Origin of the sequence: Yersinia sp. 2545 StPb PI, from assembly GCF_052217125.1 — a bacterium.
In the GTDB taxonomy this organism is placed as follows: domain Bacteria; phylum Pseudomonadota; class Gammaproteobacteria; order Enterobacterales; family Enterobacteriaceae; genus Yersinia; species Yersinia enterocolitica_E.
Genome location: NZ_JAZGPY010000001.1, coordinates 4,355,705 through 4,381,800, shown reverse-complemented (window position 1 = coordinate 4,381,800; position 26,096 = coordinate 4,355,705). Strand labels below are relative to the sequence as shown.

The window sequence follows — 26,096 nt, the reverse complement described above, 5'->3', positions numbered from 1 at the left end:
ATACTTCATTGAATGGATAATTGGCTTATTATATCTAGGTCTATTTTATCGTCGCCGCGAATAGTCTTGATATCGCAAGTGACTGTATCTATTTGGAGGTATCAGTGTGAGCTGGCAAGTATTTAAATCTCAATATCTGGTGCGCTTTTGGGCGCCACTACCAGCGGTCATTGCTGCTGGTATCTTATCGACTTATTACTTCGGCTTAACTGGTACCTTCTGGGCGGTGACTGGCGAGTTTACCCGCTGGGGAGGCCACCTCATGCAGTTGTTTGGCGCGCATCCGCAAGAGTGGGGTTACTTTAAAGTTATCGGATTGGAGGGGACGCCGTTAGATCGTATTGATGGCATGATGATTATCGGCATGTTTGCCGGATGTATCGCGGCGGCTCTGTGGGCTAACAACGTTAAGTTGCGCAAGCCTCAACACGGTATTCGCATCGCACAAGCGCTGGTTGGCGGCATTATTGCGGGTTTTGGTGCGCGTCTGGCGATGGGCTGCAATTTGGCGGCTTTCTTTACCGGGATTCCACAGTTTTCACTACATGCCTGGTTCTTTGCCCTTGCGACGGCGGCCGGCTCCTACTTTGGTGCCAAATTTACGCTGTTACCTCTGTTTCGCATCCCGGTAAAGTTACAAAAAGTGACGGCTGCATCGCCCTTGACGCAGCATCCGGCCCGCGCCGCACGCCGTTTTCGTCTTGGTATGGTGGTGTTTGTTCTGGCACTAAGCTGGTCGTTGATTGAGCTGTTCCGTCACCCAAAACTGGGCATCGCCATGTTGTGCGGTATTGGTTTTGGCTTGCTGATTGAACGTGCGCAAATTTGTTTTACCTCTGCGTTCCGTGATTTGTGGATAACCGGGCGTACTCACATGGCAAAGGCCATTATTCTTGGGATGGCGGTCAGTGCGATTGGTATTTTCAGTTATGTCCAACTGGGGGTAGCACCTAAGATTTTGTGGGCCGGGCCGAATGCGGTGATTGGCGGTTTGCTGTTTGGCTTTGGTATCGTGCTGGCCGGAGGCTGTGAAACCGGCTGGATGTATCGCGCGGTCGAAGGGCAGATTCATTATTGGTGGGTGGGGCTGGGTAACATTATCGGCGCGACCATTTTGGCCTATTATTGGGATGATTTCGCCCCTGCTTTGGCGACCAATTATGACAAGGTGAACTTGTTGCAGACCTTCGGGCCAATAGGCGGATTGTTGGTGACTTACCTGATGTTAGCCATTGCCTTTGCTGCCATGCTGTGGTGGGAAAAACGTTTCTTCCGTAAACAGAAAGCGGCCACATCCGTTCTGGCTAAGGAGCTACTATGAGTCATTCCTCATCGACAACGACCGTCATCGTACCTGATTACCGCTTAGATATGGTGGGTGAACCGTGCCCATATCCCGCGGTGGCGACGCTAGAAGCCATGCCGCAACTGAAGCCGGGCGAAATTCTGGAAGTGATCAGCGACTGTCCGCAATCGATTAATAATATCCCATTGGATGCGCGAAACTACGGCTATACCGTGCTGGATATTCAGCAGGACGGCCCTACGATTCGTTATTTGATTCAGCGCTGAGATAAGTAAGTCTATGGCTCTGATTTTTCCTTTGGGGTTAATGCCTTATCTGCTCAGTGGCCGGGGTGTAATCTGAAAATGTTTAGTTTGAGTGAGGCGAAATAAGTGATTAGGTGGCCATGAGCATTATTGTTATTAATAATACTCATGGTCTACCCGATTAGTTCAACTCAGTTGCGGTTTTGCTGGGTGTTGCCACCGCAAGAGACACGCCTGCGGCCCTAAGCCGTTTTAATATGCTGAATAACAAAGAGCTTTTGGTATTACTGACCATTCGTGGACTGGGGACTAGACCGGTCACACTGAGGACAATACCGTCCGGGCTTAACTGACTGAATTTCACTGATGGAGCCGGGGTATCAAGTATCGACTCGTGTTCTTCATAAGCTTCTATCAACAGTGCCTGTGCCAGTTCAACATCCAAATCCAGCGGGAAGGTCAGGGCAATGGTCACCACCCCTTGAGCATTAGCCATGGTGGCGTTACGCACATTCTGCGAAATCAATTGGGAGTTCGGGACAATAACTGTTGAGCGGTCACTGAGTTGGATCTCAGTAGCGCGAACATTGATGCGGCGAATGTCCCCTTCAACCCCACTGATACTGATCAAATCCCCCACTTTGACTGGCCGTTCGGTCAGCAAAATAATGCCGGAAATAAAGTTCTTCACAATCTCCTGCAAGCCAAAGCCGATACCCACCGACAGTGCACTGACAATCCAGGCTAATTTATTCCATTGGATACCCAGTACCGATAAGGTCAGTAGAATCACCAGCACGTAACCGATGTTACTGAAAAGCGTTACCGCCGAGGTCTTTATACCGGAATCCATCTGGGTTTGTGGCAAGAACTCATTATTCAGCCAACGCCGTGCGGCTTTGAGCACGTATAAGCCGACCAGTAAGCAAACCAGCGCATTAAATAAGTTAGTGGGAACAATATTTAATTTTTCCAGACCTTCGCCACTTAATAACTCTACCGCTTTTTGCAGTAGTGAAATCGGGGTAGTGGAACCAAAGGTGCCATTAAGTAATGCGATAATAGCCAACAATATCAGCAGTACTTTGCTGGAGGCGGAGAGTAACGTTGCGGCCTGGGCTAAATGGCGGTCATCAATATTCAGTGATTGCTTAATGGCTTTACCGGCGCTGCTGGTGGGCGAGAAAATGCTTTCCGCCAAATCAACACACAGATGAACTAATAAATATAAACAGGCGATGACCAGACAGCTCCACACCAACTTGTAACTTAAGAATTTCGCCAGTGCGATATAACCGACTAACAATGACAGTAATATGGCTATTGCCGTAATGCCGATGGCGAAATGAATCAATCCCGCTAGCGTGGAATAGGCTTCAGGTTTTTCGCCATTTACCACCAGATTACGCCGTACCCGATTAGCACGTAACGGAATAATCGCCGCAGTAAGCGCCACCAGCAGCGCCGAAATACCATTACTAAAAATTGCCCCAGACACACTGATATTGATCATATTGTTCATCTGATCAAGGGCACCAAAAATCATGATGCAACTGGCTAGCAGAGGGGGGAATAGTCTCAGTGATGTGGCCACTTCATCAGCGATGGCAGGTAACCGCCATGAGGGGCGTTGGTTGGATAAAAATGCCCGCCCAAGGCCCGCGATTAAAGCGGAGAAGAACATGAGCTGAACAAATGCCAGCGCAAAATCCATCACTACCTGTGAGACATCTGGCGTGCGAGTAAAGGTTTGAGTGATACATTGCGCCACTGTGACGGTGATCAACACCGTACAAAGCGTGGTGGCTGAGGCCATAAAGCTGCGGCGTAGCGGGCCTGGTGGTAAGCATTTGGTACAAAACCAGGCGGTCAGCACATCGAGAAATTTAAAACCAAATATGCTGATTAAGAGTGCTAGCAGCAGATACATCGTGGTGCCGAAACGCCATTCGGGTTCCCAGGCGGCGCTCCAGGCATCGGCCAGCTCTTGGGTAAAATCTTTCAGTCGGCGGTCATCGTCAACATTGGGATTGACGATCGGTGCCCAGAAGTTCGCACCCAAAATGCTGCCAGAATTTAAGGCAATTTGTGATTTCAACGCGGTGCGCCGTAACGCGATGATCTGTGTTGCCAGGTTTTCCGCGTTGGTTTTGATAGCTTGGGCCTGATCATTCTGGCCATCTAACTGGATTTTACGGGTATTCAATATCCGCCGCTGCTGGGCGACTACTGGGGTCTCTGCCAATGCTCCGGCGGCAGGTAACGGGCCTAAAACCTCCAACTGTGTTTGCAGTTGTTCCCGCTTGGGCTTCAGGTCGGCTATCAAGATATCAGCATCACGCGCCAGTGCCAGTGCGGTCTCGTTTAGCACACTCAACTGGTTATCGGAGGTACTGGCAGAGACACTCTGTTTCAGCTTATCCAACTGTTTTTGTAGGCTAATCAGTTGTACTGATACTGCCGGTTTTACTGGCACCTCACTGTTTTCAGCCGTAGCATCTGATGCTATGGCGGCAACGCTGGTACCTGATATTGACGCAAAAATAAGCGTTAGCAGCAGCCACAGCAGCGGATAATTTCTACGTGCAACAACGTACCCAATCTTTTTCATAAAACCGATCAGCCTGAAAGTGAGTGCCACAATTAACCCAAAAATCCGATAGGTGTGCTGTTAAAGCCAGCCTGACCGCCATTGTGGCACATTCTGCACCTTACGGAATAATCTTACTCCGATAATTACTCCTCTCACTCAAATGATAAAGATAATAATTATCATTGAAATTAACACTCTCATTTAATAGATTGTGCGCTGAACTTATGGACCCACGATATGTGGCACGCAGGCAATATTATTGCGCTGTGAAATAGCAATGGATGCTGATTATAACCATCTATTTTATATGCCTAATTATCTGGGGAAGATAACTATGTTTTCGGTTTTTGTCATAAAGCGTTCTGCTATTTTATGTTCATTGGCGATGTGTATTCCTTTCGCTTCGCTGGCTGAAGATACGATAGAAGTCACGGCCAAAGCAGGTAATACTGCTGATCTCCCGACCTCGGGCTACACCGCGATAACCACCAAAGGGGCGACTAAAACTGATCAACCCTTAATTCTTACCGCCCAGGCGGTATCGGTGGTGACGCGTCAGCAGATGGATGACCAAAATGTCGCTACGATTAATCAGGCGCTGAATTACACTCCTGGCGTGTTCACCGGTTTTTCCGGCGGAGCCAACCGCTATGACACCATCGCACTGCGGGGTTTCCATGGCGGTGATGTGAACAATACCTTCCTCGATGGTCTGCGCTTACTCAGTGACGGCGGCAGCTTTAACGTGTTGCAAGTAGACCCGTGGTTCCTGGAGCGCATTGATGTCATCAAAGGCCCCTCTTCGGCACTATATGGTCAGAGTATCCCCGGTGGTGTGGTGGTGATGACATCTAAACGCCCACAGTTTACTTCTGAAGGCCATTTCCGCCTGACGGCCGGTAATAACAATACACAAGCGGTTGCCTTTGATTATACCGATGCTATATCCGAGCATTGGGCGTTTCGTCTCACCGGGATTACCCGTAACAGTGACACCATGTACGACCATCAGCGTGAAGAACGCTATGCCATCGCACCCTCATTGTTGTGGCAGCCGGATGAGAATACCTCTTTGTTATTGCGGGCTAATTTGCAAAAAGACCCTTCTGGTGGTTACCACAGTTCGGTGCCGGCTGATGGTAGCATCTATGGGCAGAAATTAAGCCGTGGCTTCTTTGATGGCGAAAGTAACCACAATGTATTTAAACGTTGGCAGCAAATCTATAGCTATGAATTTTCACATAAATTTGATGATGTTTGGTCATTCCGCCAGAATGCCAGTTACACCCATTCCAATACTCAGTTAGAACAGGTTTATCAGGGAGGATGGAATAGCGATCGCACTCTGATGAATCGTTATTATTCCGGTGAGGACTCCTCGCTCAACGCGTTTGCTATTGATAACCAACTGGGTGCTGATTTTGCTACCGCCGCAGTTGAACATAAAGTGATGCTGGGCTTTGATTTCCAGAAGTTCAGCAATAATCTGCGCAGCGACAGCGCTTTTGCGACCACACTGAACCCTTACACCGGTATTTCGGCGGGGAGCACGCTTTATAGCGATTATCTGCTGACCACTCCGGGCATCAACACCTCCTATTTAAACCGCCGTTATGAACAGAGTGGCATCTATTTGCAAGATGAAATGACGCTGGATAATTGGCACCTGAATCTATCAGGTCGTTATGACCGGATGAAAACTGAAAACATTAATAAGACTGCCAATAGTACCGATGAACGCACCGATAAACATGCCAGTGGGCGCGCGTCATTACTGTATAGCTTCGACAGCGGCATTTCACCCTATGTCAGCTACAGTCAGGCCATCACGCCAAGTCTGTTCCCAGATGCACAACAAAACTTATTGAAACCGATGACCAGCGAGCAGTATGAAGTCGGTATCAAATATCAGCCGCCGGGCAGCACTTCACTCTATTCCGCCGCTTTATATGACCTGACACAAAATGATGTGGCAAACCGTGCCGTGCCGGCGACCTATTTTGTACCAGCCGGTAAAGTTAATTCACAGGGGTTGGAATTGGAGGCCAGAAGCCAGGTTAATGACCGGTTAAGTGTGATTGCGGGCTATACCTATAATCGGGTGAAATTCAAAGATGCTATTGATGGTAATGATGGCAATACACCGGTGTTAGCACCGTCAAATATGGCATCACTGTGGGCGCAATATGAGGCAGGTTACGGCATCAATATTGGTGCGGGTATCCGCTATATTGGCAAGCAGTGGGCTGATGATGCTAATACTTTGCGCGTACCCTCTTATACACTGGGCGATGCCTCTGTCCGTGCTGATTTAGGCACTTGGGCTGCGTCGTTGAAAGGGGCATTTGTTCAATTGAATGTGAATAATATCGCCGACAAAAAATACGTCGCAGCCTGTTACAACACCTCTTATTGCTACTGGGGTGCTGAGCGCTCAGTGCTGGCAACCGTCGGTTATGATTTCTAACTAATAATACTGGCTTCGGTACGGTATTACACCGAAGCCAGTCTATTCAGCTTTAAGCTTATTTACTGCCATGAGAACCCTAACTCAGCGCCAGAACGGGCGGCTGTAATCCCGTTTGATATCATCCCGGCTTAGGCCAATATCCTTTAATTGATCTGAATTCAATCTTGACAGTGTATTCGCGGTTTTACGTCGTTCATTGCACTGGTATAGGTATCTGTATGCTTTCAGCCACACTTGAATAAAAATATTGTGGCGGCTTTTCGTTGCTCGAGCAGCCGACGAACAACATTCATCTATTTGATCTTCAATTATATTATTCATCATCGACTCCCCGTCATTAGGTGAGCCACTAGCATGAAACTTTGGCGAAAAACATTACAGATGCAAATGGGGACTATTATTTCCATACAGATATGCGATATATAAACTGAATGGTACAAATAAGCGCCATCTGTACTGGTCCCACTCAATTTATCAGGTGATATCAATGACTCGTTACCAACAACTGGCTGATATTCTTAGTCAACGGATTAAAGAGGGGCTGTATATTGCAGGGGAGCGGCTGCCTTCTGTCAGAGTATTGAGTGACGAGCATGGTGTCAGTATCAGTACCGTCCAGCAGGCTTATCGGCAGTTGGAAGAGTGCCTGCTAATTGAAGCGCGCGCGAAATCGGGCTATTTCGTGCGTTGCAGTTCAAACCTGCCTTCCTTACCGGCGACATGCACCCATGCCCAGCGGCCGGTAGAGGTATCACAGTGGGAAAATACGCTGGCATTTTTGACCAGGGGCGATCAAGCGAATGTTATCCATTTGGGCGTCGGTTCGCCCGACCTGTCTGGGCCGGGACTAAAAATACTCAGTCGATTGCTTAGCCGGATTAGCCTACACCAAAGCGAGGAAGTGCTGGAGTACGACAATATTTATGGTACCCCGGCTTTGCGTGAGCAAATTGCCCGGCTGATGCTGGATAGCGGTAATCATCAGTCGGCTGAAAATATCATTATTACTTCTGGCTGCCATGGCGCATTGGCTATCGCATTGGGGGCGGTTTGTCAGGCCGGTGATATTGTTGCTATCGATTCCCCCAGTTTTCACGGTGCGATGCAAACCCTGAAAGGGATGGGAATGAAGGTGATTGAGATCCCGACCGATCCGGTGGTGGGGATCAGTCTGGAGGCATTGGAAATGGCACTGGATCAATGGCCGATCAAAGTGATTCAGCTTACTCCAACCTGCAATAACCCTCTGGGCTACAATATGCCGGACGAACGCAAGAAGGCTTTACTGACCTTAGCTCAGCGCTATGATGTGGCGATTATTGAAGATGATGTATATGGCGGGTTGGCTTATCAATACCCGCGCCCACCGACCATTGCCTCATTTGATGATGATGGTCGGGTACTGCTGTGCAGTTCTTTTTCTAAAACGGTGGCACCTGGTTTACGCATTGGTTGGATTGCACCGGGGCGCTATTTAGAGAAAGCGCTGCACATGAAATATATTTCTGCTGGGCGGGTGGCGTCGTTGCCACAACTGGCGATGGCTGAGTTTATCAAGCAAGGGCATTACATGCAGCACTTGCGCCGGATGCGCCGCCAATATCAACGTAACCGCGATATTATGACCAGTTGGGTAATGAAATACTTTCCACCGAGTACCTGTCTGAGCAGGCCGCAGGGCAGCTTTATGCTCTGGGTCGAGTTGCCTCATGGATTTGATAGCTTGCGGCTTAATCGCTGCTTATTACCACAGGGGGTACAGGTTGCCGCTGGGTTTATTAGTTCAGCTTCAGGGAAATACCGCAATTGCCTGCGGCTCAGCTACAGCAAACCAATGACCGCAGAAATCGAACGAGCAGTGCAAATTGTGGGTAAGGCAATTTATGAATTGTTGGCTGATGCAGAACCGAAGGTGGCGTTAGAAAAGCAAAGCTAGCCTTAGACGGGTGAGGTTAATGGCAAAGTGCCGGCGGCGCAGAGAATAGGCAGATGGTAACATCGCCCTTGGTGGTTCGAGCTGCGCCATCCCAGGCGAGACGTTTTACTCTTTTGCCTATTCTCACGGCTTCAGATCGCATCATCGTGATTTGTCGTCAGTCTGACTGGCCGCTCGCTTTGAGCCTCGCAATGTGTATCATTTACTGGCGCAGATAGATCTGTGGTAGTGCGGTTTCAGGGTGGCGTGAAATCCCCAAATCTGCCTGATACCAGCGAGTCAGCGTCTCGGCATTGAGCACTTCCGCTGGTGTGCCACAGGCCACCAGTTCGCCCTGTGCTAGCAGCAAAATACGATCGGCATAGAGTGCGGCCAGATTCAAATCATGCAACACACAGCACACCGCCAAGGGTTCTTGGTGGGTGAGCTGGCGCAATAGGCGCAGGGTATGCTGTTGATGATACAAATCTAATGCGGAGGTCGGTTCGTCAAGGAACAACCAGCGTGGTGTCGGTTGTGGTTGCCACAATTGTGCTAATACGCGGGCTAATTGTACCCGTTGTTGCTCACCACCAGACAGTGCGCGATAGTCACGCTGTGCCAGTGACAAACAGTCCGTTTGAGCCATCACCTCTTCTAAAGCTTGCCTATTTTGTGCCGCGCCATAAGGGGCTCGGCCCATCTGAATCACTTCGCTAACACTAAATGGAAAAGCCAGACTGCTGTATTGCCGCATGACTGCACGGGTACGGGCCAATTCCTGCGGCTGCCAGCTCTTCAGATCTTTGCCGAGCAATTGGCATTCGCCATCAGAAGGGGTGAGGTAGCCGGTTAACAAGCGCAGCAGGGTTGATTTCCCCGCGCCATTCGGCCCGATAATGGCTACCATTTCGCCGCTGGCAATTTGTAGCGAAACATTCTTGATTAGCCTCTGGCCCTGCACATGATAGGCGAGCTGATTAGCCTCTAATAACGCCGGCGGTGTTACTGCCTGATTAACTCCAGCTATATTAATCCCTGCTATATCAACCACTGAGTTGCTCCCGCTGACGTAAAATCAGCCATAGAAAATAAGGGCCACCCAGTAGGCTGGTTATCAACCCGACCGGCATTTCAGCCGGGGCGACTAAGGTACGGGCCAGAGTATCGGCGGTCAGTAATAGACAAGCCCCACCCAGTGCGGCACCGGGCAGCAACCAGCGGTGGTCAGCACCGATACGCATGCGGATAAGATGTGGCACGACCAGCCCGATAAAACCGATAACTCCACTGACAGCCACCGCGGCACCGATCAAGATGGCGCTCAGTAATAGCAAACGCAGCTTGGCTTTGCGTACATTAACACCGAGGTAGTGTGCCTCTTCATCTCCTAGCTGCAACAGATTCAACTGACGCGCCTGTAATAATCCAAGAACACAGGCGGGTAGGATCAGAGAAGCCGCCACCATCAGTGTTGACCATTGAGCCTGGCCTAAGCTCCCCATACTCCAGAGTGAGAACTGGCGTAATTGCTGGTCATCACTGATATAAGTCAGCACCCCGACCGCCGCACCGCACAGCGCATTAATGGCGATACCAGCCAGTAGCAGGCGGGATAAGTTGCCATGGCCCCAGCGGCTGAGGGTAAAAATAATGGCTGAGATGGCCAGGCTGCCAATAAACGCGCCGACCATATGGCTATAAAGGGCTAATAGTGGCGGCAGGCTGAATGGCATGACAATAATTAGCCCGACACACAAAGCGGCACCACTACTGATACCCAATAGGCCGGGATCAGCCAGCGGATTACGGAATAACCCTTGCATGATGGCACCGGAAACCGCCAGCGCGCAGCCGACAACCACCGCCAACAACACGCGCGGCAGGCGGATATTCAACCAGATATGCCACATAGCATCATCTAATGATGCATGCCACAAGGTACGGAACGAGAGCGTCAAAGCCCCCATATTGGCCGAGCCGAGTGCTAATAAGATTAGAACCATCAGTAAGATGCTCAGCATCAGGCGTGGATGGATACGGCAATTCATTGCGCTTGTTCCATGCCTTTGCGCAGCAGCGCCAGCACTTGCGGCGTTTCCAAGCCAAAGCCAAGTAATGCCATGTCATCCACCACTAACAGGCGCTTATGTTGACCCGCGGGTGTCAGGGCTATACCGGGTAATTTCCAGACCCCCTCATTGCCACCCAGTGCTTTCACACCGGCACTGGTAATCAGCAATAAGTCAGGTGCACTAGCGATAACCCCCTCTTGTGACAGTGGGCGGTAGCGGCTAAAGCCTTGCATGGCATTGCTACCACCGGCGGCACGGATCATGGCATCTGCGGCAGTATTCTGACCGGCAGCCATCGGTGTCAGGCCACCGTGACTCATAACAAACAGCACTTTTACCGGCAGTGGCGTACTACTCACCGCAGCTAAACGTTGTTGGTAGTCTTTAATCAGTTTTTGGCCTTGTTCTGGCTGATGAAGCGCTGTGGCGACCGCACTAATCTTCGCCGTTACACTTTCCGGCGTGATTTGTCCCGGTACGGTAACCACGTTAACCCCGCTGTCGGCAACCTGTTTGAGTACCAATGAGGGTTGAGCCAGTTCGCTGACCAACAGCATGGTCGGCTTCATCGCCAAAATCCCTTCGGCATTGAGCATTCGCATGTACCCCACGTCAGGCAGCTTCTGCACTGCCTGCGGTTGTAGACTGGTACTGTCACGAGCCACAATCTCGCCACCAGCACCGAGTGCATAGGCGATTTCTGTTACATCACCACCAATGGTGACAATACGTTCTGCGGCGAATGTATTTAGCGGCAGAATACCGGCGCTCAGTGACAGAATGAAAGGGAGTGACAGCAGCCTTAGTCTCATGCAGCGATATCCTTATTGATCAGGCGGGCAATCTGCTCACGCCATTGATTTTGTTCTGGTTGCCCTTCGGTGCGTTGACCATAAAGTTGAGCAAGTTGGGTACCATCGGCGGCAAACAGTTCCAAACTGGTGACAAACCCATCTTTGGTTGGTTTACGGGTGATCCAGCTTTCAGCAATAGCAGTTTCAATCAGATGCAGCGTAAAGCGTTTATTGAAAACGTTAATCCAGTCTTGATGCGGGGCCACTTTCTCAATTAAACCGGTGAAAATTTGCACGCAGCCGCGGTTACCCACAAAAATCATGATTTCGTTCTGATCCTGCTGGGCGATATTCAGTAGTTGTGTCAGTGAACTGTTATCAACACGATAGGCGAGATCATCCCCGACGGCGCGGAATGCTTGCTGGCGGGTCAAATTATTGCGCTTAAGCAACTGGAAGAATTGGTGTACATCGGTCATGGCACGCCATTCGGTATCCACGGTGGCATCATCAACTGTTGGCTCGGCCACTTCAGGTGTGCTCAGTGCTTCTAATGGCAATGCTGGATTTTCTGTACTGATAAACTTCGCCAGCACGGCTTGCCAAGCCACCATATCCGTCTGTTCAGTAGCATAGACTTTATGTAACGCATCACCCTGCTGGTCAAAGAACTGGATACTATGGCGCACACCGTGGCGTGTCTCTTCTGACAGTGTGAATGCACTGGCCCACTGATTGAGGAACAACCGCAAATCCAATTCACGCGGGTTAAGGATTAAACCCGCATGACCGTTCAGATGTTGATTCTGGTAACGGCCCATCTGCTCATGCACGGCATAGGTGTTGCGGGTGATAGCTTTGGCTTCCCCCACCGCCTCCAATGCGGCCAGTAGGGTGCGGGCATCGCCTTGTAAGCGTTTTGCATCATGACCCACACGGCTATGAGTCAATTCCGCTTCTGAAATACCCATTAGTGTCGCTAAATCACGCGCGTATTTGCCTGGGTTATCCGCTTTGGCTTGTATGTACTGCTCATATATAGATTTGCTCATTAATGACATCCTCGTTCTATTGATTTTTTATATGCAGGTGACAGCGTTAAATGATAATCCGGTAACCCATAAATTGGATTACCGGATGAGTAGTTTCAGACTATCTTTTTTTAATGAATTACCACTGGTAACTCACAAATAGCTTCGCGTTGCGGCCATCTTGTGGCACGCCTTGCGGCGCGTAGTACTCTTTGTCGAATGCGTTGCCCAGAACCACGGTAGTTGTGACACCTTTCAGTTGTTCCTGGCCTTTATAGCTGACATAGAAATCATTGAGACCATAACCGGCCTGACGTTTACCGGTGCTTAACGGTTTGGAGCGGTCAGCAAATGTGGCAATCCAACCCACCGCGAAACCACTGCTGGCAACCGGGATATCCACTACGCTGGTGACGGTATCCGGGTTAATGGACTCGAGCCATTTATTGGTGCTCTGATTTTTACCCCGGGTACGGTTATAGGCCAGATCCCAGTTAAACAGGGCTGTTTTATAGCTCATGGTGGCATCCCAACCCCAGATTTTTACCCGGTCGATATTCACTGATGTGGTGGTCATCGCCGTCATATTAACGCTGGTGTCGATATAGTCTTTCGCATTGGTATCGAAGTAGCTGGCCTTGAATTGCAGGTCATCTTCAGCCATTAGCAAATCATTGAAACGTAAACCAAACCCGTACTCTTGGGTTTCATTAGTTTCCGGTTTTAGATTCGGATTGGGCACCCAGTAGTTGGTGAGTGTCATTCCCGGGCGGATAGGGATTGAGAAGTGTTTTGAGTCGTTGTACATCTCGCCCATGGTTGGTGCGCGGAAAGCTTGGGCATAGGAGCCAAACAGCATCAACCAGTCAGTGGGGGTAACACTCACTGCGCCGCGTGATGACCATTTGTCGGCATCGACGTCAGCATAGCCTTCGCTGCTGCCGCTATAGTTGTCATAACGGGTACCGGCTAAAATGGACACTGGCAGGTCGCGCAGGGTGATTTCATCTTGTAGCCAGCCGGAGCCAAACCGAATATCTGCTTGTGGGAAGCTGGTCGTCGCGCCTCCCGGCGTCTGCTCTTGTTTATAGGCTTCTGTGCCGTAAGTCAGCAGGTGTGATGCAAAGCTGTCGGTAAACAAACGCGTCCGGTTTTCCAGCTTTCCGCCTTCCGTGGTTTGTTTACGTCCCTCTTCGGTTGCACCTTGTGGCCGTGCATTGATTTCCACTTCAGAGTAGTAAACCCGTGCGGTGGCATTCAACCACTCCTGATCCAGTGGCTTAAGGTGGTAACTGAGTTGGGCATCACGTTGGATCGTTGAACGATTGGTTATGACATTGCCACTGGAAGCTGCACTGGTTTGTGGATTTTTGGGTTCTATTGCGTTGTTGTTGTAATAGCGCAGATTGGCACTCAGTGATTGAATCTGGTCAATATGCCAGGTTCCTTTTGCCAGCACATTACTGATGGTTTCGTCATTTGGTGCATCAAAACCATTACTCTGACGGATATTGCCGATATCACGGGTACCGAAGGAGAGAATGCCATCAACATCATCGGTGCGGCCATAGGCACTGGCACCGAGGCCGAAACTGTGATCACCGGTAGCCGCAGAGCTGTAAACGCGGTAACCGGTATTTTGGCCCGCTAACAGCAAGTCAGCGGCATCGACAGTTTCAAAAGAGATAACACCACCTAATGCGCCACTGCCGTACAGCAGGGCAGATGGGCCACGTACTACTTCAACACGTTTCACCAGTGCCGGATCAAGGAAAGTGGCGTTCAGATGGCCGGTATCGGTACCTTGGCGAATACCATCAACCAGAGTCAATACACCTTGCTTACCGTAGCCACGTAGTGTCACATCCTGGCCGTTGACCCGCCCGCTGCCGGTGACGGTCAGCCCCGGTATTTTGCGCAGCATATCTGCCGCAGAGGTGGCGGTCTCGCTGGTCGGCGAGGTACCTTCAATCACGGTTACCATCATCGGTGCTTCAAAACTACTGCGCTCATTACCTGTTGCCGTAACCACCATGGTATCGGTAGTGTGCTTTTTACTGCTTGTCGGCGTGGTAGTGGTATCAGCCGCTTGAACGGCCAAAGGCAGCGTGCAAGCGATTGCCAAACTGAGTGGGGACCAGCGGAAACGGTCAGAAATGAAACGAGGCATGTCGGCAATTCTCCATATTTTCTATGCGAATAAAACAGATATATAGGTTGCTGGCTGCCTTGATTCGAGAATCTGGGTGGCTTGCTATCCCCTTCGTCTTTTGATGCTACAGCAGTATTAGCGGCCCGTTACTCGGCTCTGTACGGCTGCTGTTTTGCTGTAATACCCATGACGTGGGTTCTGTGTATGTTATTTGGTCAGTATTAGTTTGCCGGCCTTGGTCTGGCGCAGTTGATAGTGTTCGCCTTGATGGACGATAAAGGCGACACCGTGCTCTCCCAGCAGTTGTTCGCTGGTGACAGACAAGGGCTTACTTGCTGTCGGATACTCGACAGCAGGTTCGTCGTTCAACCTCGGTGTTTTATTCAACTGTGTGTCCATATATTTAGCACGGAAATGATAACGAGTATCAATATAATAAGCATTATCATGTATGATCGAATGTTACATCAAGACATATTTATTGTTAATTGATTTTTTAGCTGGCGAACTAAATCTGGCTCGACAAGTGCGTAAGTTTGATGCCAGTACCATCCGTGGCTCAAGGCCGTTAATGGTTGAATCAGGCAATCGCACGCGGGTCAGTCGTTGGCTTGGTTGGATGGACGAGATAATCGCGTAGCTGTACTTAGCCAAAAAACACCCACAGCCACGACGGTCTATGGCCTTCTGACGGCACTGGCAGAAAGTGAAGAAACTAAATATAATGAGGTCATACATTAACCAGAATTATATTAAGGAGGATTACTATGTTGACCCGTGAATTGTTTCTTTATTCACTCGTCTTTAGTGATCGTGATTGCTCAAGCGTTACCGGTATCGTGCTGCGATAACCTGCTTGAGCGAAGCTAACTAACACTCTGACAACTTCCCTCCGGCTTACCGGTTATCGTCGGCTTTATTGACGATAGGCATCTCTATGCCTGTAAAACTTGAGTAAGCAATGACCACATTACTTTCTGCAAAATCTGTCGGTTACGACAACACTTTCGGCCCACTGCTGGCTGAGATTTCCTTCGGCCTGAAAAAAGGTGACCGCATTGGTTTGATAGGCCATAACGGTTGTGGAAAAAGCACTCTGCTGAAAATCCTCAGCGGTGATCTTCCCGCCACGGCCGGTACTATCACTACCGCCAACCAGTGCCTGATGGCTCGGGTTGAACAACATCTCCCCGCCGCTTTAGATGATTGCACCTTACTGGATGCGGTGCTCAATCACCTCCCCAATAGCCTGCATCAACCAGAACGTTGGCAAGCAGAGGTTTTGCTCGTCAGCTTGGGGTTTGATGAACCCACTTGGACACTGACTGCCGGTACGTTAAGTGGTGGTCAGCATACGCGTCTGTTGCTGGCACGAGCACTGATCCGCCAGCCAGATTTGTTGCTATTGGATGAACCCAGTAACCATCTGGATTTACCTACCCTGCTGTGGCTGGAGCAGTTTCTCCTGAATTGGGGGGGCAGTTTTGTACTGGTTTCACATGATCGCAGTTTGCTGGATCGTGTGACCAACTGTACCTGGATTTTGCGTGACAAAAATCTGCAATTTATCCGCCTGCCTTGCACTCAGGCACGGCAGGCATTGGCGGAGAAAGATATCTCGGACAGTCATCGCCGTTTAGCCGAACAAAAGGAAATTGATCGGGTAGCAAAAAGCGCCAAGCGACTGGCCATCTGGGGCAGCGTGTATGACAACGAAAAGCTGGCGCGTAAGGCTAAACAAATGGAAAAGCAGGTCGATCGCCTCAAGGATGATCAAACTCAGGTTACCGCCGGTAATCAGTGGCAATTGCGCCTAAATGGCGAAGCTCTGGCGGCAGACCGAGTGCTGGCACTCTCAGATTTACGGGTTCGACCAGCGGCTCAGGCACCGGTGCTATTTGAATTGGCACAATTTCGGGTCAAAAGCGGTGATCGCGTCGCACTGGTAGGCCGCAATGGTTGCGGTAAATCTTCTCTGTTGCACTGCCTATGGCGGGCTTTTAGCCAACCAGAGACCGCCGACGTGGGAGTGACGTTCCATCCTAGGGTACGTGTGGGCTATTACGACCAAAGTCTGCAACAACTGCGTGACGAAGACACTCTATCCGAGGCTTTAGCCCCCTTTGCACCCTTGACCGAAGATCAGCGAAAAATGGCGTTGATCGGTGCCGGATTCCCCTATCTTCGGCATCAGCAGCAGGTTAGCACCTTGAGTGGTGGCGAGCGTTCACGCTTGTTATTTATCGGCCTGACACTGGCTAACTATTCATTGCTACTGCTTGATGAACCGACTAACCATCTTGATATGGAAGGTAAAGAAGAGCTGGCAAATACGCTGAAAACCTTCAGTGGTGCGGTGTTGCTGGTTTCCCATGACCGTACATTGATTGAACAAAGCTGCAATCGTTTTTGGTTAATCGATAAGCAGTGGTTGGAAGAGTGGCACCATCTAGAACCGGTCTATGCCATTTTGGCCGATAAACCCGCATCAGTTTCTGTGCCCGCCTCCACATTCGAACCTGAGTCGATAATGTTAGTGGAAAGTGAAGAAGAACAGTTGTTGGCTGAGTTGTTGGAATTAGAAAGTAAGCTGAAACAGGATCTGGCACGTAAGTTCAAGCATCAGAAGCCAGAGCTGCAATGCCAGTGGCGACAACAGATAGCGCAATTAAACACCTTACTTGATTTGACGTAATGCTCAAGCCGCAAGGATGCGGCTTGTTTTTGTGGCACGGCTAATCGAACTCAGTAAGCCCATTTTAGATTATAAAAACTAATCCAAATTCCAGAATGTCGACCGCGTTACATTTATTGAAATAAACAACTGGTTGAAAGATCAAGTTCACTTCTTTTTGCTGTAATCATCACATTAATGCAGTTTTTTGTGTCGTAGCATCCTGCCGAACGAAATACATAATTCTTAGGAATTTTAATCTGCAAGGCTATGAAAGATGAAAATTTACAGTAACTTACCGATAACTCTCAATGATGTAATTGATGCACAAAAACGATTGAGAGGTCATATCTACAAAACAGGATTAGCGAGGTCGAATTATCTGAGTGAGCGCTGTCATGGCGAGATTTATCTGAAGTTTGAGAACATGCAACGTACCGGGTCATTCAAAATTCGCGGCGCATTCAATAAGCTCAGCTCACTCAGCGAAGAGGAGAGAAGGCAAGGGGTTGTGGCTTGTTCTGCGGGTAATCATGCGCAAGGGGTTTCTTTATCCTGTGCCATGTTGGGGATTAACAGCAAGGTGGTGATGCCAAATTGCGCCCCTAAATCAAAAATTGCGGCGACCAGTGAATATTCTGCGCAGGTGGTGCTACATGGTGAGAATTTCAACGATACCATAGCAAAAGCCAGTGAAATTATTGAAATGGAACACCGTATTTTTATTCACCCTTTCGATGATGAGAAAGTGATTGCTGGTCAGGGCACTATCGGGCTGGAAATACTCGAAGATCTCTATGATGTCGATAATGTGATTGTCCCTATTGGTGGCGGTGGATTAATTGCCGGTATCGCGCTGGCAATTAAATCTATTAATCCAACCATTAATATTATTGGCGTCCAGTCAGAGAATGTTCACGGCATGGCGGCATCTTATTATAGCGGTAGTATTACTAATCATCGTAAAACCGGTACGCTTGCCGATGGTTGTGATGTGACTCGCCCAGGTACGTTACCTTTTGAAATCGTCAAAACATTGGTTACCGACATTGTACTGGTCAGTGAAGATGAAATAAGAAAAAGTATGATTGACCTTATTCAGCGTAACAAGATTATTACCGAAGGTGCAGGTGCATTAGCATCCGCAGCATTATTAAGCGGCAAACTAAAAGATTATATCACCGGCAAAAAGACCGTCAGCATTATATCAGGCGGTAATATTGATTTATCGCGCGTATCACAAATAACGGGATTAGGCAGTATTTCGTAAAATATATTAATAAGGAATTTATTAATGGATATCGATAATGCTATTACAACCACTACCGCAATCGAAACAAAAACGTGGCGCAAATCAGATACAACCTGGACTTTGGGATTATTTGGCACAGCAATAGGGGCAGGCGTTTTATTCTTTCCAATCCGCGCAGGTTTCGGCGGTTTAATTCCTATTTTAATTATGTTGGTGTTGGCTTATCCGATTGCCTTTCTCTGTCATCGGGCATTGGCGCGTTTATGTTTATCTGGCAGTAACTGTTCAGGCAATATTACGGAGACCGTGGAAGAACACTTCGGTAAAACCGGTGGTGTGGTGATTACCTTCCTCTATTTTTTCGCAATTTGTCCGTTGTTGTGGATTTACGGCGTAACCATCACCAATACCTTTATGACCTTCTGGGAACATCAACTCCAACTGGCTCCGCTAAACCGTGGTGTGGTGGCGCTGGCGTTGCTATTGCTGATGGCTGGGGTGATTTACTTCGGTAAAGACCTGATGGTTAAGGTGATGAGTTTTCTGGTATTTCCGTTTATTACTTGTCTGGTATTAATCTCACTCTCACTGATCCCTTACTGGAATGCCTCGGTTATTGAGCAGGTGGATTTGAGCCAGATTTCTCTGCTAGGACACGATGGCATACTGGTGACGGTGTGGTTGGGTATTTCCATCATGGTGTTCTCTTTCAATTTCTCGCCGATTGTCTCTTCTTTCGTGGTCTCAAAGCGCGAAGAATATGAACCGGAGTTTGGCCGGGATTTTACCGAGAAAAAATGCTCTCAGATTATTAGTAAGGCCAGCATGTTGATGGTGGCTGTGGTGATGTTCTTTGCCTTTAGCTGCCTGTTTACGCTGTCGCCGCAAAATATGGCAGAAGCTAAGGCACAAAATATTCCAGTGCTGTCTTATCTGGCAAACCATTTTTCTGCCATGTCCGGTAGCAAATCGACCTTCTCCATTACGCTGGAATATGCCGCTTCACTGATTGCGCTGGTCGCTATTTTTAAATCTTTCTTCGGACATTATCTCGGTACGTTGGAAGGTCTCAATGGTCTGATTATTAAGTTCGGCTACCAAGGCGATAAAACTAAAATATCCGGTGGCAAGCTTAATCTGGTCAGTATGTTTTTCATCATGGGATCAACCTGGGTGGTGGCTTATCTCAACCCGAATATCCTTGATTTGATTGAAGCCATGGGGGCACCAATTATCGCCTCACTACTGTGTCTGCTGCCTATGTACGCCGTTCATAAACTGCCTTCTCTGGCCCGTTTCAGAGGCCGGCCAGAAAACTATTTTGTTACCCTCGTCGGTCTGCTGACCATCTTCAACATCGTCTACAAATTAATATAATTACGGCGCTTAAAAGCCCGTGTTTTGCCCAAAAACGCGGGCGGAGTAATCACATGACATTAAATCCTACAGTTTTGGTTATTAATTGTGGTTCATCATCTATTAAATTTTCAGTGCTGACCGCCGACAATTGTGAAGCGGTAATCTCCGGGATTGCCGATGGTATTGGTACTGAAAAACCTTTTTTGCGGATTGATAGAGTCACTCAATTTCAATTGGCTAAATGGAATTACGTTGATGCATTGGCAGCGATTGCCGATGAGCTGGAAAAGCGTGGCCTTAATAAATCAATTTCGCTAATTGGTCACCGTATTGCCCATGGTGGTGAAATATTCAGTGAATCGGTGCTGATTGATGATTGGGTGGTGGAGGAAATCAAAAAGGTTTCGCCATTGGCTCCGCTGCATAACTACGCCAATTTGCATGGTGTTGAGGCGGCACGTCAGCTATTTCCTGGCATTAAACAAGTCGCCGTATTTGATACCGGTTTTCATCAAACATTAAAACCGGAGGCTTATCTTTATGCGCTACCTTACCGCTATTTCCGCGAACAGGGGGTACGACGTTATGGTTTTCATGGCACGTCGTATCGCTATGTGGCAGGGCTTGCCGCGAGTTTCTTCGGATTTGATGGGAGCGATTGCGGCCTGATTATCGCTCATTTGGGGAATGGTGCATCTGTCTGCGCGGTTCAGGACGGCAAAAGCGTCGATACATCGATGGGCATGACCCCATTGGACGGTTTGGTCATGGGAACACGTAGTGGTGATGTGGACTTTGGCGCACTGGCATATCTGGCGCGCCAGACCGGAAAAAGTTTGGCAGACCTGGATCATATGCTCAATAAGGAGTCCGGTTTATTGGGGATCTCCGGTCTGTCCGCTGATATGCGGACGCTAGAGAAAGCCTATCACGAGGGGCATGAAGCGGCGCGTCTGGCGATACATACCTTTGTGCACCGCCTTGCACGACATATTGGCGGGCATATCAGTTCGCTGCGCCGCTTCGACGGCCTGATTCTGACCGGGGGAATTGGCGAAAACTCATCGCTTATCCGTCAGTTAACGCTGGAGCATCTGGCCGTTTTTGGTGTCGACATCGATCACGGTAAAAACAACCGGCTACAGCATGGAACCTCTCATGTCATCTCTACCGCCCGCTCACGGGTCGTTGCCGCAGTTATCCCCACCAATGAAGAAAAAATGATTGCGCTTGATGCGGTCCGCCTTGGCTATGCGCAACAGGACGCAGCGGTTTCCGAGGCTGTTTTTTGACCCTCAACCCCATGAAATCACCAGCTATATTCTGTTTATTGGAGTTTGTTCATGAAGATTGATGTTGATGTAAATAATAAAAAATATGCCGATGCATGGCTCGGATTTAGCGGGAACAATTGGCATAGCGAAATTAATGTCAGAGATTTTATCCAGCAGAACTATCAACCTTATGAAGGTGATGAGTCGTTTCTCTCCGGCGCCACCCCTGCGACCCAAAAATTGTGGGAGCAGGTTATGGAGGGGATTCGTTTGGAGAATGCGACTCATGCGCCGGTAGATTTTGATGATGATATTGCCACCACCATCACTGCCCATAACGCGGGTTACATTGAGCAGCGGCTGGAAAAAATCGTCGGACTACAGACGGATAAACCGCTGAAGCGTGCGTTACATCCTTTTGGCGGTATTAATATGGTACAAAGCGCATTTGACGCCTATGGCCGTGAGATGAATGCCAACTTCAAATATATCTTCACTGATTTACGTAAAACCCATAATCAAGGCGTATTCGACGTCTATTCGCCTGAGATGCTGAAATGTCGTAAATCCGGCATTTTGACCGGCCTGCCGGATGGCTATGGGCGAGGGCGCATTATTGGCGACTATCGACGTATCGCACTTTACGGTATTACCTATCTGGTGCGAGAACGTGAGCTACAGTTCGCCGATTTACAGCCACAACTTGAGCAAGGTATTGAGTTGGAAAGTGTGATTCGTTTGCGCGAAGAGCTGGCTGAGCATCGCCACGCGCTGTTGCAGATTCAAACCATGGCCGCACGCTACGGTTGCGATATTTCAGGACCGGCCAAAAATGCTCAAGAAGCTATTCAGTGGCTCTATTTTGGTTATCTGGCCGCGGTGAAATCGCAAAATGGTGGTGCGATGTCACTGGGCCGCACCGCGACATTCCTCGATATTTATATCGAGCGCGATTTAGCCAACGGGGTGTTGAGCGAGCAGCAGGCGCAGGAGCTTATTGATCACTTCATCATGAAGATTCGCATGGTGCGTTTCCTGCGGACACCTGAGTTTGATTCACTGTTCTCCGGTGATCCGATTTGGGCCACGGAAGTGCTGGGCGGAATGGGCTTGGATGGCCGAACCTTAGTGACCAAGAATACCTTCCGTTATCTCAACACGTTGGAAACCATGGGGCCAGCGCCGGAGCCTAATTTAACCATTTTATGGTCGGAGGCGTTGCCACAGGCATTTAAGCGTTATGCGGCCAATGTCTCGATTCAGACATCTTCGTTGCAATATGAAAATGACGATCTGATGCGGCCAGATTTTAATAGCGACGATTATGCGATTGCCTGCTGTGTTAGCCCGATGGTGATCGGTAAGCAAATGCAATTCTTTGGTGCGCGCGCCAATCTGGCTAAAACGCTGCTGTATTGCATCAATGGTGGCATGGATGAAAAACTCAAAATTCAGGTCGGCCCGAAATGTGCCCCGATGACCGATGACGTGCTGGACTATGAACGGGTGATGGCTAGCCTCAACGTGTTTATGGATTGGTTAGCGGTGCAATATATCAGCGCCCTGAATCTCATCCATTATATGCATGACAAATACAGCTACGAAGCGTCACTGATGGCACTACATGATCGCGATGTTTATCGCACCATGGCCTGCGGTATCGCCGGGCTTTCGGTAGCGGCGGATTCGCTTTCAGCCATTAAATACGCCAAGGTTAAACCAATCCGTGATGCCGATGGGCTGGCTGTCGATTTTGCCATTGAGGGCGAATATCCTCAGTACGGTAACAACGACGAGCGTGTCGACACTATTGCTTGTGATTTAGTTGAGCGTTTTATGAAGAAAATCAGCAAGCTGCCAACCTATCGCCATGCAGTGCCGACGCAGTCAATTCTGACTATTACCTCTAATGTGGTGTATGGACAGAAAACGGGTAATACCCCCGACGGCCGACGCGACGGTATGCCATTTGCACCAGGTGCCAACCCTATGCATGGCCGTGATCGCAAAGGGGCCGTGGCATCACTCTCCTCTGTCAGCAAGCTGCCGTTCAAATATGCCAAAGATGGGATTTCTTACACGTTTTCGATTGTCCCTGCGGCCTTGGGCAAGGACTCGGCGGTGCGTAATAATAATCTGGTCGGCCTGCTGGATGGTTATTTCCACCATGATGAGTCGATGGAGGGTGGGCAGCATCTTAATGTCAATGTCATGAATCGCGATATGCTGCTGGATGCCATCGAACATCCAGAAAACTATCCAAATCTCACCATCCGTGTTTCTGGTTATGCCGTACGTTTTAACGCCCTGACGCCCGAGCAGCAGCAGGATGTGGTCTCCCGAACCTTCACCAATACGTTATAATTGTTAGCCCCTCCCTAACAAGAGGGGCCAATAGCTTATCTCTGCGTATTTCGCACTTTAATCCGGCTTTACGTTGTAGTGATGTTGAGCATAGCCGATTCGCCCTAGTCACTGTCACTTTCTGCCTGAGGCCATTCCCGCAGTTCGTATGCAATGACTGCCGGGTTGATATAAATCATATGCCAGCTACGGGCGCCTTGAACGGGTAGATCATCATGAATTTCAGCGGGGTTGACCATGATGATATCTCCGGCTGAAGACTCAACTCTGCCGATGTTACTCCATGAATGTTGTGATCCCTGAACAAAGATACCGATGCCAAACTCGTCATGGGAATGACGGGGAAAGGTGTGCTCGGTCAATAATGACATCGCTTCGGCCCCCGGAATCACCTGATGATGCAGTTTGATTTGGTGAATTGCGCGTTTTAACGTCATCTCTCAGCAAATTCGAGAATTAAAATCAGAGAGTTAGAATCAAGCTGACGATAAAACCATTACTTCATTCGTACGTGTCTTACGCTAATATTGAAATCCGAGAATGGATTATCTTTAAAGCTTATCACTCTCTGGTTCTCAGTGAAAATACGTGCAGTATAGTGTGACAAATATAATAACCTGTTGAAAAGGCAATTTCATAATCCTCCTGATTTTAGGATGTAAAATTAAGCTGCTGATAATCCATCTTTATTTCTGTCAGAGAGTATACTATCACTTGATCGAAGTACCTTTTTTCTGCCCGATAAACAAAATGGATTTTTTGTCAAAAGTGTCAAAATAATTTTTTGATCGACTAAAAAATGATTATATCTAAACTTTATATTTATTTTGCCGATAACTCATTATCAACTGGATGATGGCTTGATATTGTCGTTGTGTTAGGCGAGATAGGGTGGTTCATCATATGACATTATGAAGATAATATTATTATCTTAAGGGATACTTATGTTGCCAACATCTCATGATAATATAAAGATTGAATTTTTATTTGGTGGGTTTATATTTTTAATCGCATATTTTTTTGTGTTAATATTTAATTTAAGTGAGGTGCTGTTTCCCTATTTGTCAAAATATAAGAAATATAATCTAGATGCGGTTTTTATTGCACTAAATGTCACCGGATTGCTGGGGTTTATCTATAGCTCATTGCGAATAAACAGAATGTCAAAGGAGATAGAGAAACGTATTGAGGCAGAAAAGAGCATCAACTGGATGTCTAGCCATGATATCTTAACGGATCTACCTAACCAAAAATTTCTCGACTCTTATATTTCACGTTCTGCTAAGAATAAAGATGCACTAAATTATGTGGTTCTAAGTATAGAGATTAATAAGTTTAAAGATGTCAACGATCTGCTCGACTACGACCACCGAAATGAAATATTTAAGCTGGTTGGACAGCGCCTCTCTTATATGTTCCCAGATAATGTCTATAAATTACGTGGTGATGAGTTTTTGGTATTAAAGTCAAATAAAGATAAAGCGGACCTATCATTGCTGGGCGAACGCATAGTGAAGACTATTTGCAGCCTTATTCAAATTGGCGGCTTTACCTTTAATATAGCCGCCAATGTTGGTATCTCCCGCTATCCTGAAGATTCTGGCGATCTTCGACAAGCTATTCAGCAATCGGCCTGTGCTTTGTACATTGCTAAGAAGGCCGGTCGTGAGGAAGTCCGAGTCTTTACTCCCTTGATGCAGAATACACTTTTATCCCGAGCCCAACTTAAGAGTGATTTTAAGAAAGCGTTGGCGAGTAATGCATTCTCTGTCTATTACCAGCCGTTAGTGGACCTGAGAACCGAAAAAACAATCGGTTTTGAAGCCCTTGCACGCTGGGAGATTTCCCCAGGCAAATTCATTTCCCCTACTCTATTCATCCCTCTGGCAGAAGAGATGGGTAAAATCTCTGAGCTGACGGAGCAGTTGTTTCGGCGGGCCTGTCTCGAAACATTAAGCTGGCCTGCTCATCTGGTACTGTCATTTAATATTTCCCCGATACTGCTGTGTAATAAGCAACTGAGCACGCGCATCATGAGTGTCATGAATGAGTTGGGGCTGCCCGCAGATCGTCTGGAGGTAGAAATCACGGAAAGTGCACTTTTTCAGAATGCCAATGTAGCCCGATTTACGCTTAAAAAACTGAGGGATGAGGGAATAAAAATTGCGTTAGACGATTTTGGTACCGGTTACTCCAGTCTTTCTCAGCTTTGCAACTTCTCATTTGATAAGTTAAAGATTGATAAGAGCTTCATCGATACTTTCCAACACAATGAAAAAAAAGAAAAAATCGTACGTGCCATTATCTCATTGGCCAGTTCTCTGGGGGTGAAAGTCACCGCCGAAGGTATCGAACACACCAGTCAACTTGTGCGTCTACAGGATATTGGGTGTGATATTGGCCAGGGATATCTGCTTGGTATGCCCGCAGCGAAAGCGGTCCTATATCCGGTGGAATCCTTATTGATTTATAAATTTTCTCCAGAAGTCGCTGAGAAAGAGAGCGCATAAAAACAGGAGGATATACCGCTGAGGTATTGGCAGTGGGCAATATTTCTCTCTGGGAGTATGAGGGGGGAATCATTGAGGGTAC

20 protein-coding genes are annotated in these 26,096 nt (G+C 48.3%); 11 read left to right on the top strand and 9 right to left on the bottom strand.

The genetic code is table 11. From position 1 onward, the window contains the following. Positions 1–106 precede the first annotated feature (106 nt). Positions 107–1,321 carry a selenium metabolism membrane protein YedE/FdhT gene (yedE, locus tag V1955_RS20305; RefSeq protein ID WP_372568548.1) on the top strand — a complete coding sequence of 405 codons (1,215 nt, stop codon included), beginning with the start codon at positions 107–109 and terminating at the stop codon, positions 1,319–1,321. Then, a complete protein-coding gene (gene yedF / locus V1955_RS20300) occupies positions 1,318–1,572 on the top strand; it encodes a sulfurtransferase-like selenium metabolism protein YedF (protein WP_083161077.1) in 255 nt (84 codons plus the stop codon). Before yedE ends, yedF begins: the two co-directional genes overlap by 4 nt. A 160-nt stretch (positions 1,573–1,732) precedes the next feature. Here the strand turns inward: yedF and V1955_RS20295 are convergent, their stop codons facing one another. Continuing rightward, complete coding sequence (locus V1955_RS20295; protein WP_102970490.1) at positions 1,733–4,192, bottom strand: DUF3772 domain-containing protein; 2,460 nt, start codon at positions 4,190–4,192, stop codon at positions 1,733–1,735. A gap of 286 nt (positions 4,193–4,478) precedes the next feature. Here V1955_RS20295 and V1955_RS20290 point away from each other — a divergent pair, with 286 nt between their 5' ends. After that, positions 4,479–6,611 carry a TonB-dependent siderophore receptor gene (locus tag V1955_RS20290; protein ID WP_442821335.1) on the top strand — a complete coding sequence of 711 codons (2,133 nt, stop codon included), beginning with the start codon at positions 4,479–4,481 and terminating at the stop codon, positions 6,609–6,611. Between the two features lie 84 nt (positions 6,612–6,695). Here V1955_RS20290 and V1955_RS20285 read toward each other — a convergent pair whose 3' ends face one another. Beyond that, complete coding sequence (locus tag V1955_RS20285; protein WP_083163927.1) at positions 6,696–6,935, bottom strand: DUF1127 domain-containing protein; 240 nt, start codon at positions 6,933–6,935, stop codon at positions 6,696–6,698. 166 nt (positions 6,936–7,101) lie between these two features. Between V1955_RS20285 and V1955_RS20280 the strand changes: the two genes are divergently transcribed. After that, positions 7,102–8,550 (top strand): aminotransferase-like domain-containing protein, encoded by a 1,449-nt coding sequence (locus tag V1955_RS20280; protein WP_372568551.1) that lies wholly within the window; start codon positions 7,102–7,104, stop codon positions 8,548–8,550. 202 nt (positions 8,551–8,752) lie between these two features. Here the strand turns inward: V1955_RS20280 and V1955_RS20275 are convergent, their stop codons facing one another. The 6 genes from V1955_RS20275 to hemP form a co-directional block, all read right to left on the bottom strand. Next, entirely contained in the window at positions 8,753–9,559 is an 807-nt protein-coding gene (locus tag V1955_RS20275; RefSeq protein ID WP_083163925.1) for a heme ABC transporter ATP-binding protein, read from the bottom strand. Positions 9,560–9,575: 16 nt separating this feature from the next. Continuing rightward, positions 9,576–10,580 (bottom strand): FecCD family ABC transporter permease, encoded by a 1,005-nt coding sequence (locus V1955_RS20270; protein ID WP_442821334.1) that lies wholly within the window; start codon positions 10,578–10,580, stop codon positions 9,576–9,578. Then, on the bottom strand, positions 10,577–11,416 hold the full coding sequence (locus V1955_RS20265; protein ID WP_372568554.1) for a heme/hemin ABC transporter substrate-binding protein: 840 nt from the start codon (positions 11,414–11,416) through the stop codon (positions 10,577–10,579). Before V1955_RS20265 ends, V1955_RS20270 begins: the two co-directional genes overlap by 4 nt. Continuing rightward, the gene (locus V1955_RS20260; RefSeq protein ID WP_372568555.1) at positions 11,413–12,450 is read right to left on the bottom strand and encodes a hemin-degrading factor; all 1,038 of its coding nucleotides are present in this window, start codon (positions 12,448–12,450) and stop codon (positions 11,413–11,415) included. The genes V1955_RS20265 and V1955_RS20260 overlap by 4 nt, the downstream gene beginning before the upstream one ends. Before the next feature lie 118 nt (positions 12,451–12,568). Next, positions 12,569–14,599, bottom strand: a complete 2,031-nt coding sequence (locus V1955_RS20255) for a TonB-dependent hemoglobin/transferrin/lactoferrin family receptor (RefSeq protein WP_442821333.1) — start codon at positions 14,597–14,599, stop codon at positions 12,569–12,571. A 189-nt stretch (positions 14,600–14,788) separates the two neighbouring features. After that, entirely contained in the window at positions 14,789–14,980 is a 192-nt protein-coding gene (gene hemP / locus V1955_RS20250) for a hemin uptake protein HemP (protein ID WP_083161063.1), read from the bottom strand. A gap of 82 nt (positions 14,981–15,062) precedes the next feature. Here hemP and V1955_RS20245 point away from each other — a divergent pair, with 82 nt between their 5' ends. The 6 genes from V1955_RS20245 to pflB all read left to right on the top strand — a co-directional run bounded on the left by V1955_RS20245 (position 15,063) and on the right by pflB (position 23,504). Further along, positions 15,063–15,221: a hypothetical protein gene (locus V1955_RS20245; RefSeq protein ID WP_420072900.1), complete on the top strand. Its 159-nt coding sequence runs from the start codon at positions 15,063–15,065 to the stop codon at positions 15,219–15,221. Between the two features lie 321 nt (positions 15,222–15,542). Beyond that, on the top strand, positions 15,543–17,276 hold the full coding sequence (locus V1955_RS20240; RefSeq protein ID WP_083161059.1) for an ABC-F family ATP-binding cassette domain-containing protein: 1,734 nt from the start codon (positions 15,543–15,545) through the stop codon (positions 17,274–17,276). A 256-nt stretch (positions 17,277–17,532) separates the two neighbouring features. Continuing rightward, a complete protein-coding gene (tdcB, locus tag V1955_RS20235; protein ID WP_083161057.1) occupies positions 17,533–18,525 on the top strand; it encodes a bifunctional threonine ammonia-lyase/L-serine ammonia-lyase TdcB in 993 nt (330 codons plus the stop codon). 24 nt (positions 18,526–18,549) lie between these two features. Further along, positions 18,550–19,884: a threonine/serine transporter TdcC gene (gene tdcC, locus V1955_RS20230; RefSeq protein ID WP_372559960.1), complete on the top strand. Its 1,335-nt coding sequence runs from the start codon at positions 18,550–18,552 to the stop codon at positions 19,882–19,884. A 53-nt stretch (positions 19,885–19,937) separates the two neighbouring features. Then, positions 19,938–21,158, top strand: a complete 1,221-nt coding sequence (tdcD, locus tag V1955_RS20225; protein WP_442821332.1) for a propionate kinase — start codon at positions 19,938–19,940, stop codon at positions 21,156–21,158. Between the two features lie 51 nt (positions 21,159–21,209). Continuing rightward, entirely contained in the window at positions 21,210–23,504 is a 2,295-nt protein-coding gene (pflB, locus tag V1955_RS20220; RefSeq protein ID WP_442821331.1) for a formate C-acetyltransferase, read from the top strand. Positions 23,505–23,608: 104 nt separating this feature from the next. Here pflB and V1955_RS20215 read toward each other — a convergent pair whose 3' ends face one another. Next, positions 23,609–23,941, bottom strand: coding sequence for an AraC family ligand binding domain-containing protein (locus V1955_RS20215; RefSeq protein ID WP_102970489.1), 333 nt, complete (start codon positions 23,939–23,941; stop codon positions 23,609–23,611). 507 nt (positions 23,942–24,448) lie between these two features. Between V1955_RS20215 and V1955_RS20210 the strand changes: the two genes are divergently transcribed. After that, positions 24,449–26,014: a putative bifunctional diguanylate cyclase/phosphodiesterase gene (locus V1955_RS20210; RefSeq protein ID WP_442821330.1), complete on the top strand. Its 1,566-nt coding sequence runs from the start codon at positions 24,449–24,451 to the stop codon at positions 26,012–26,014. Positions 26,015–26,096 lie beyond the last annotated feature (82 nt).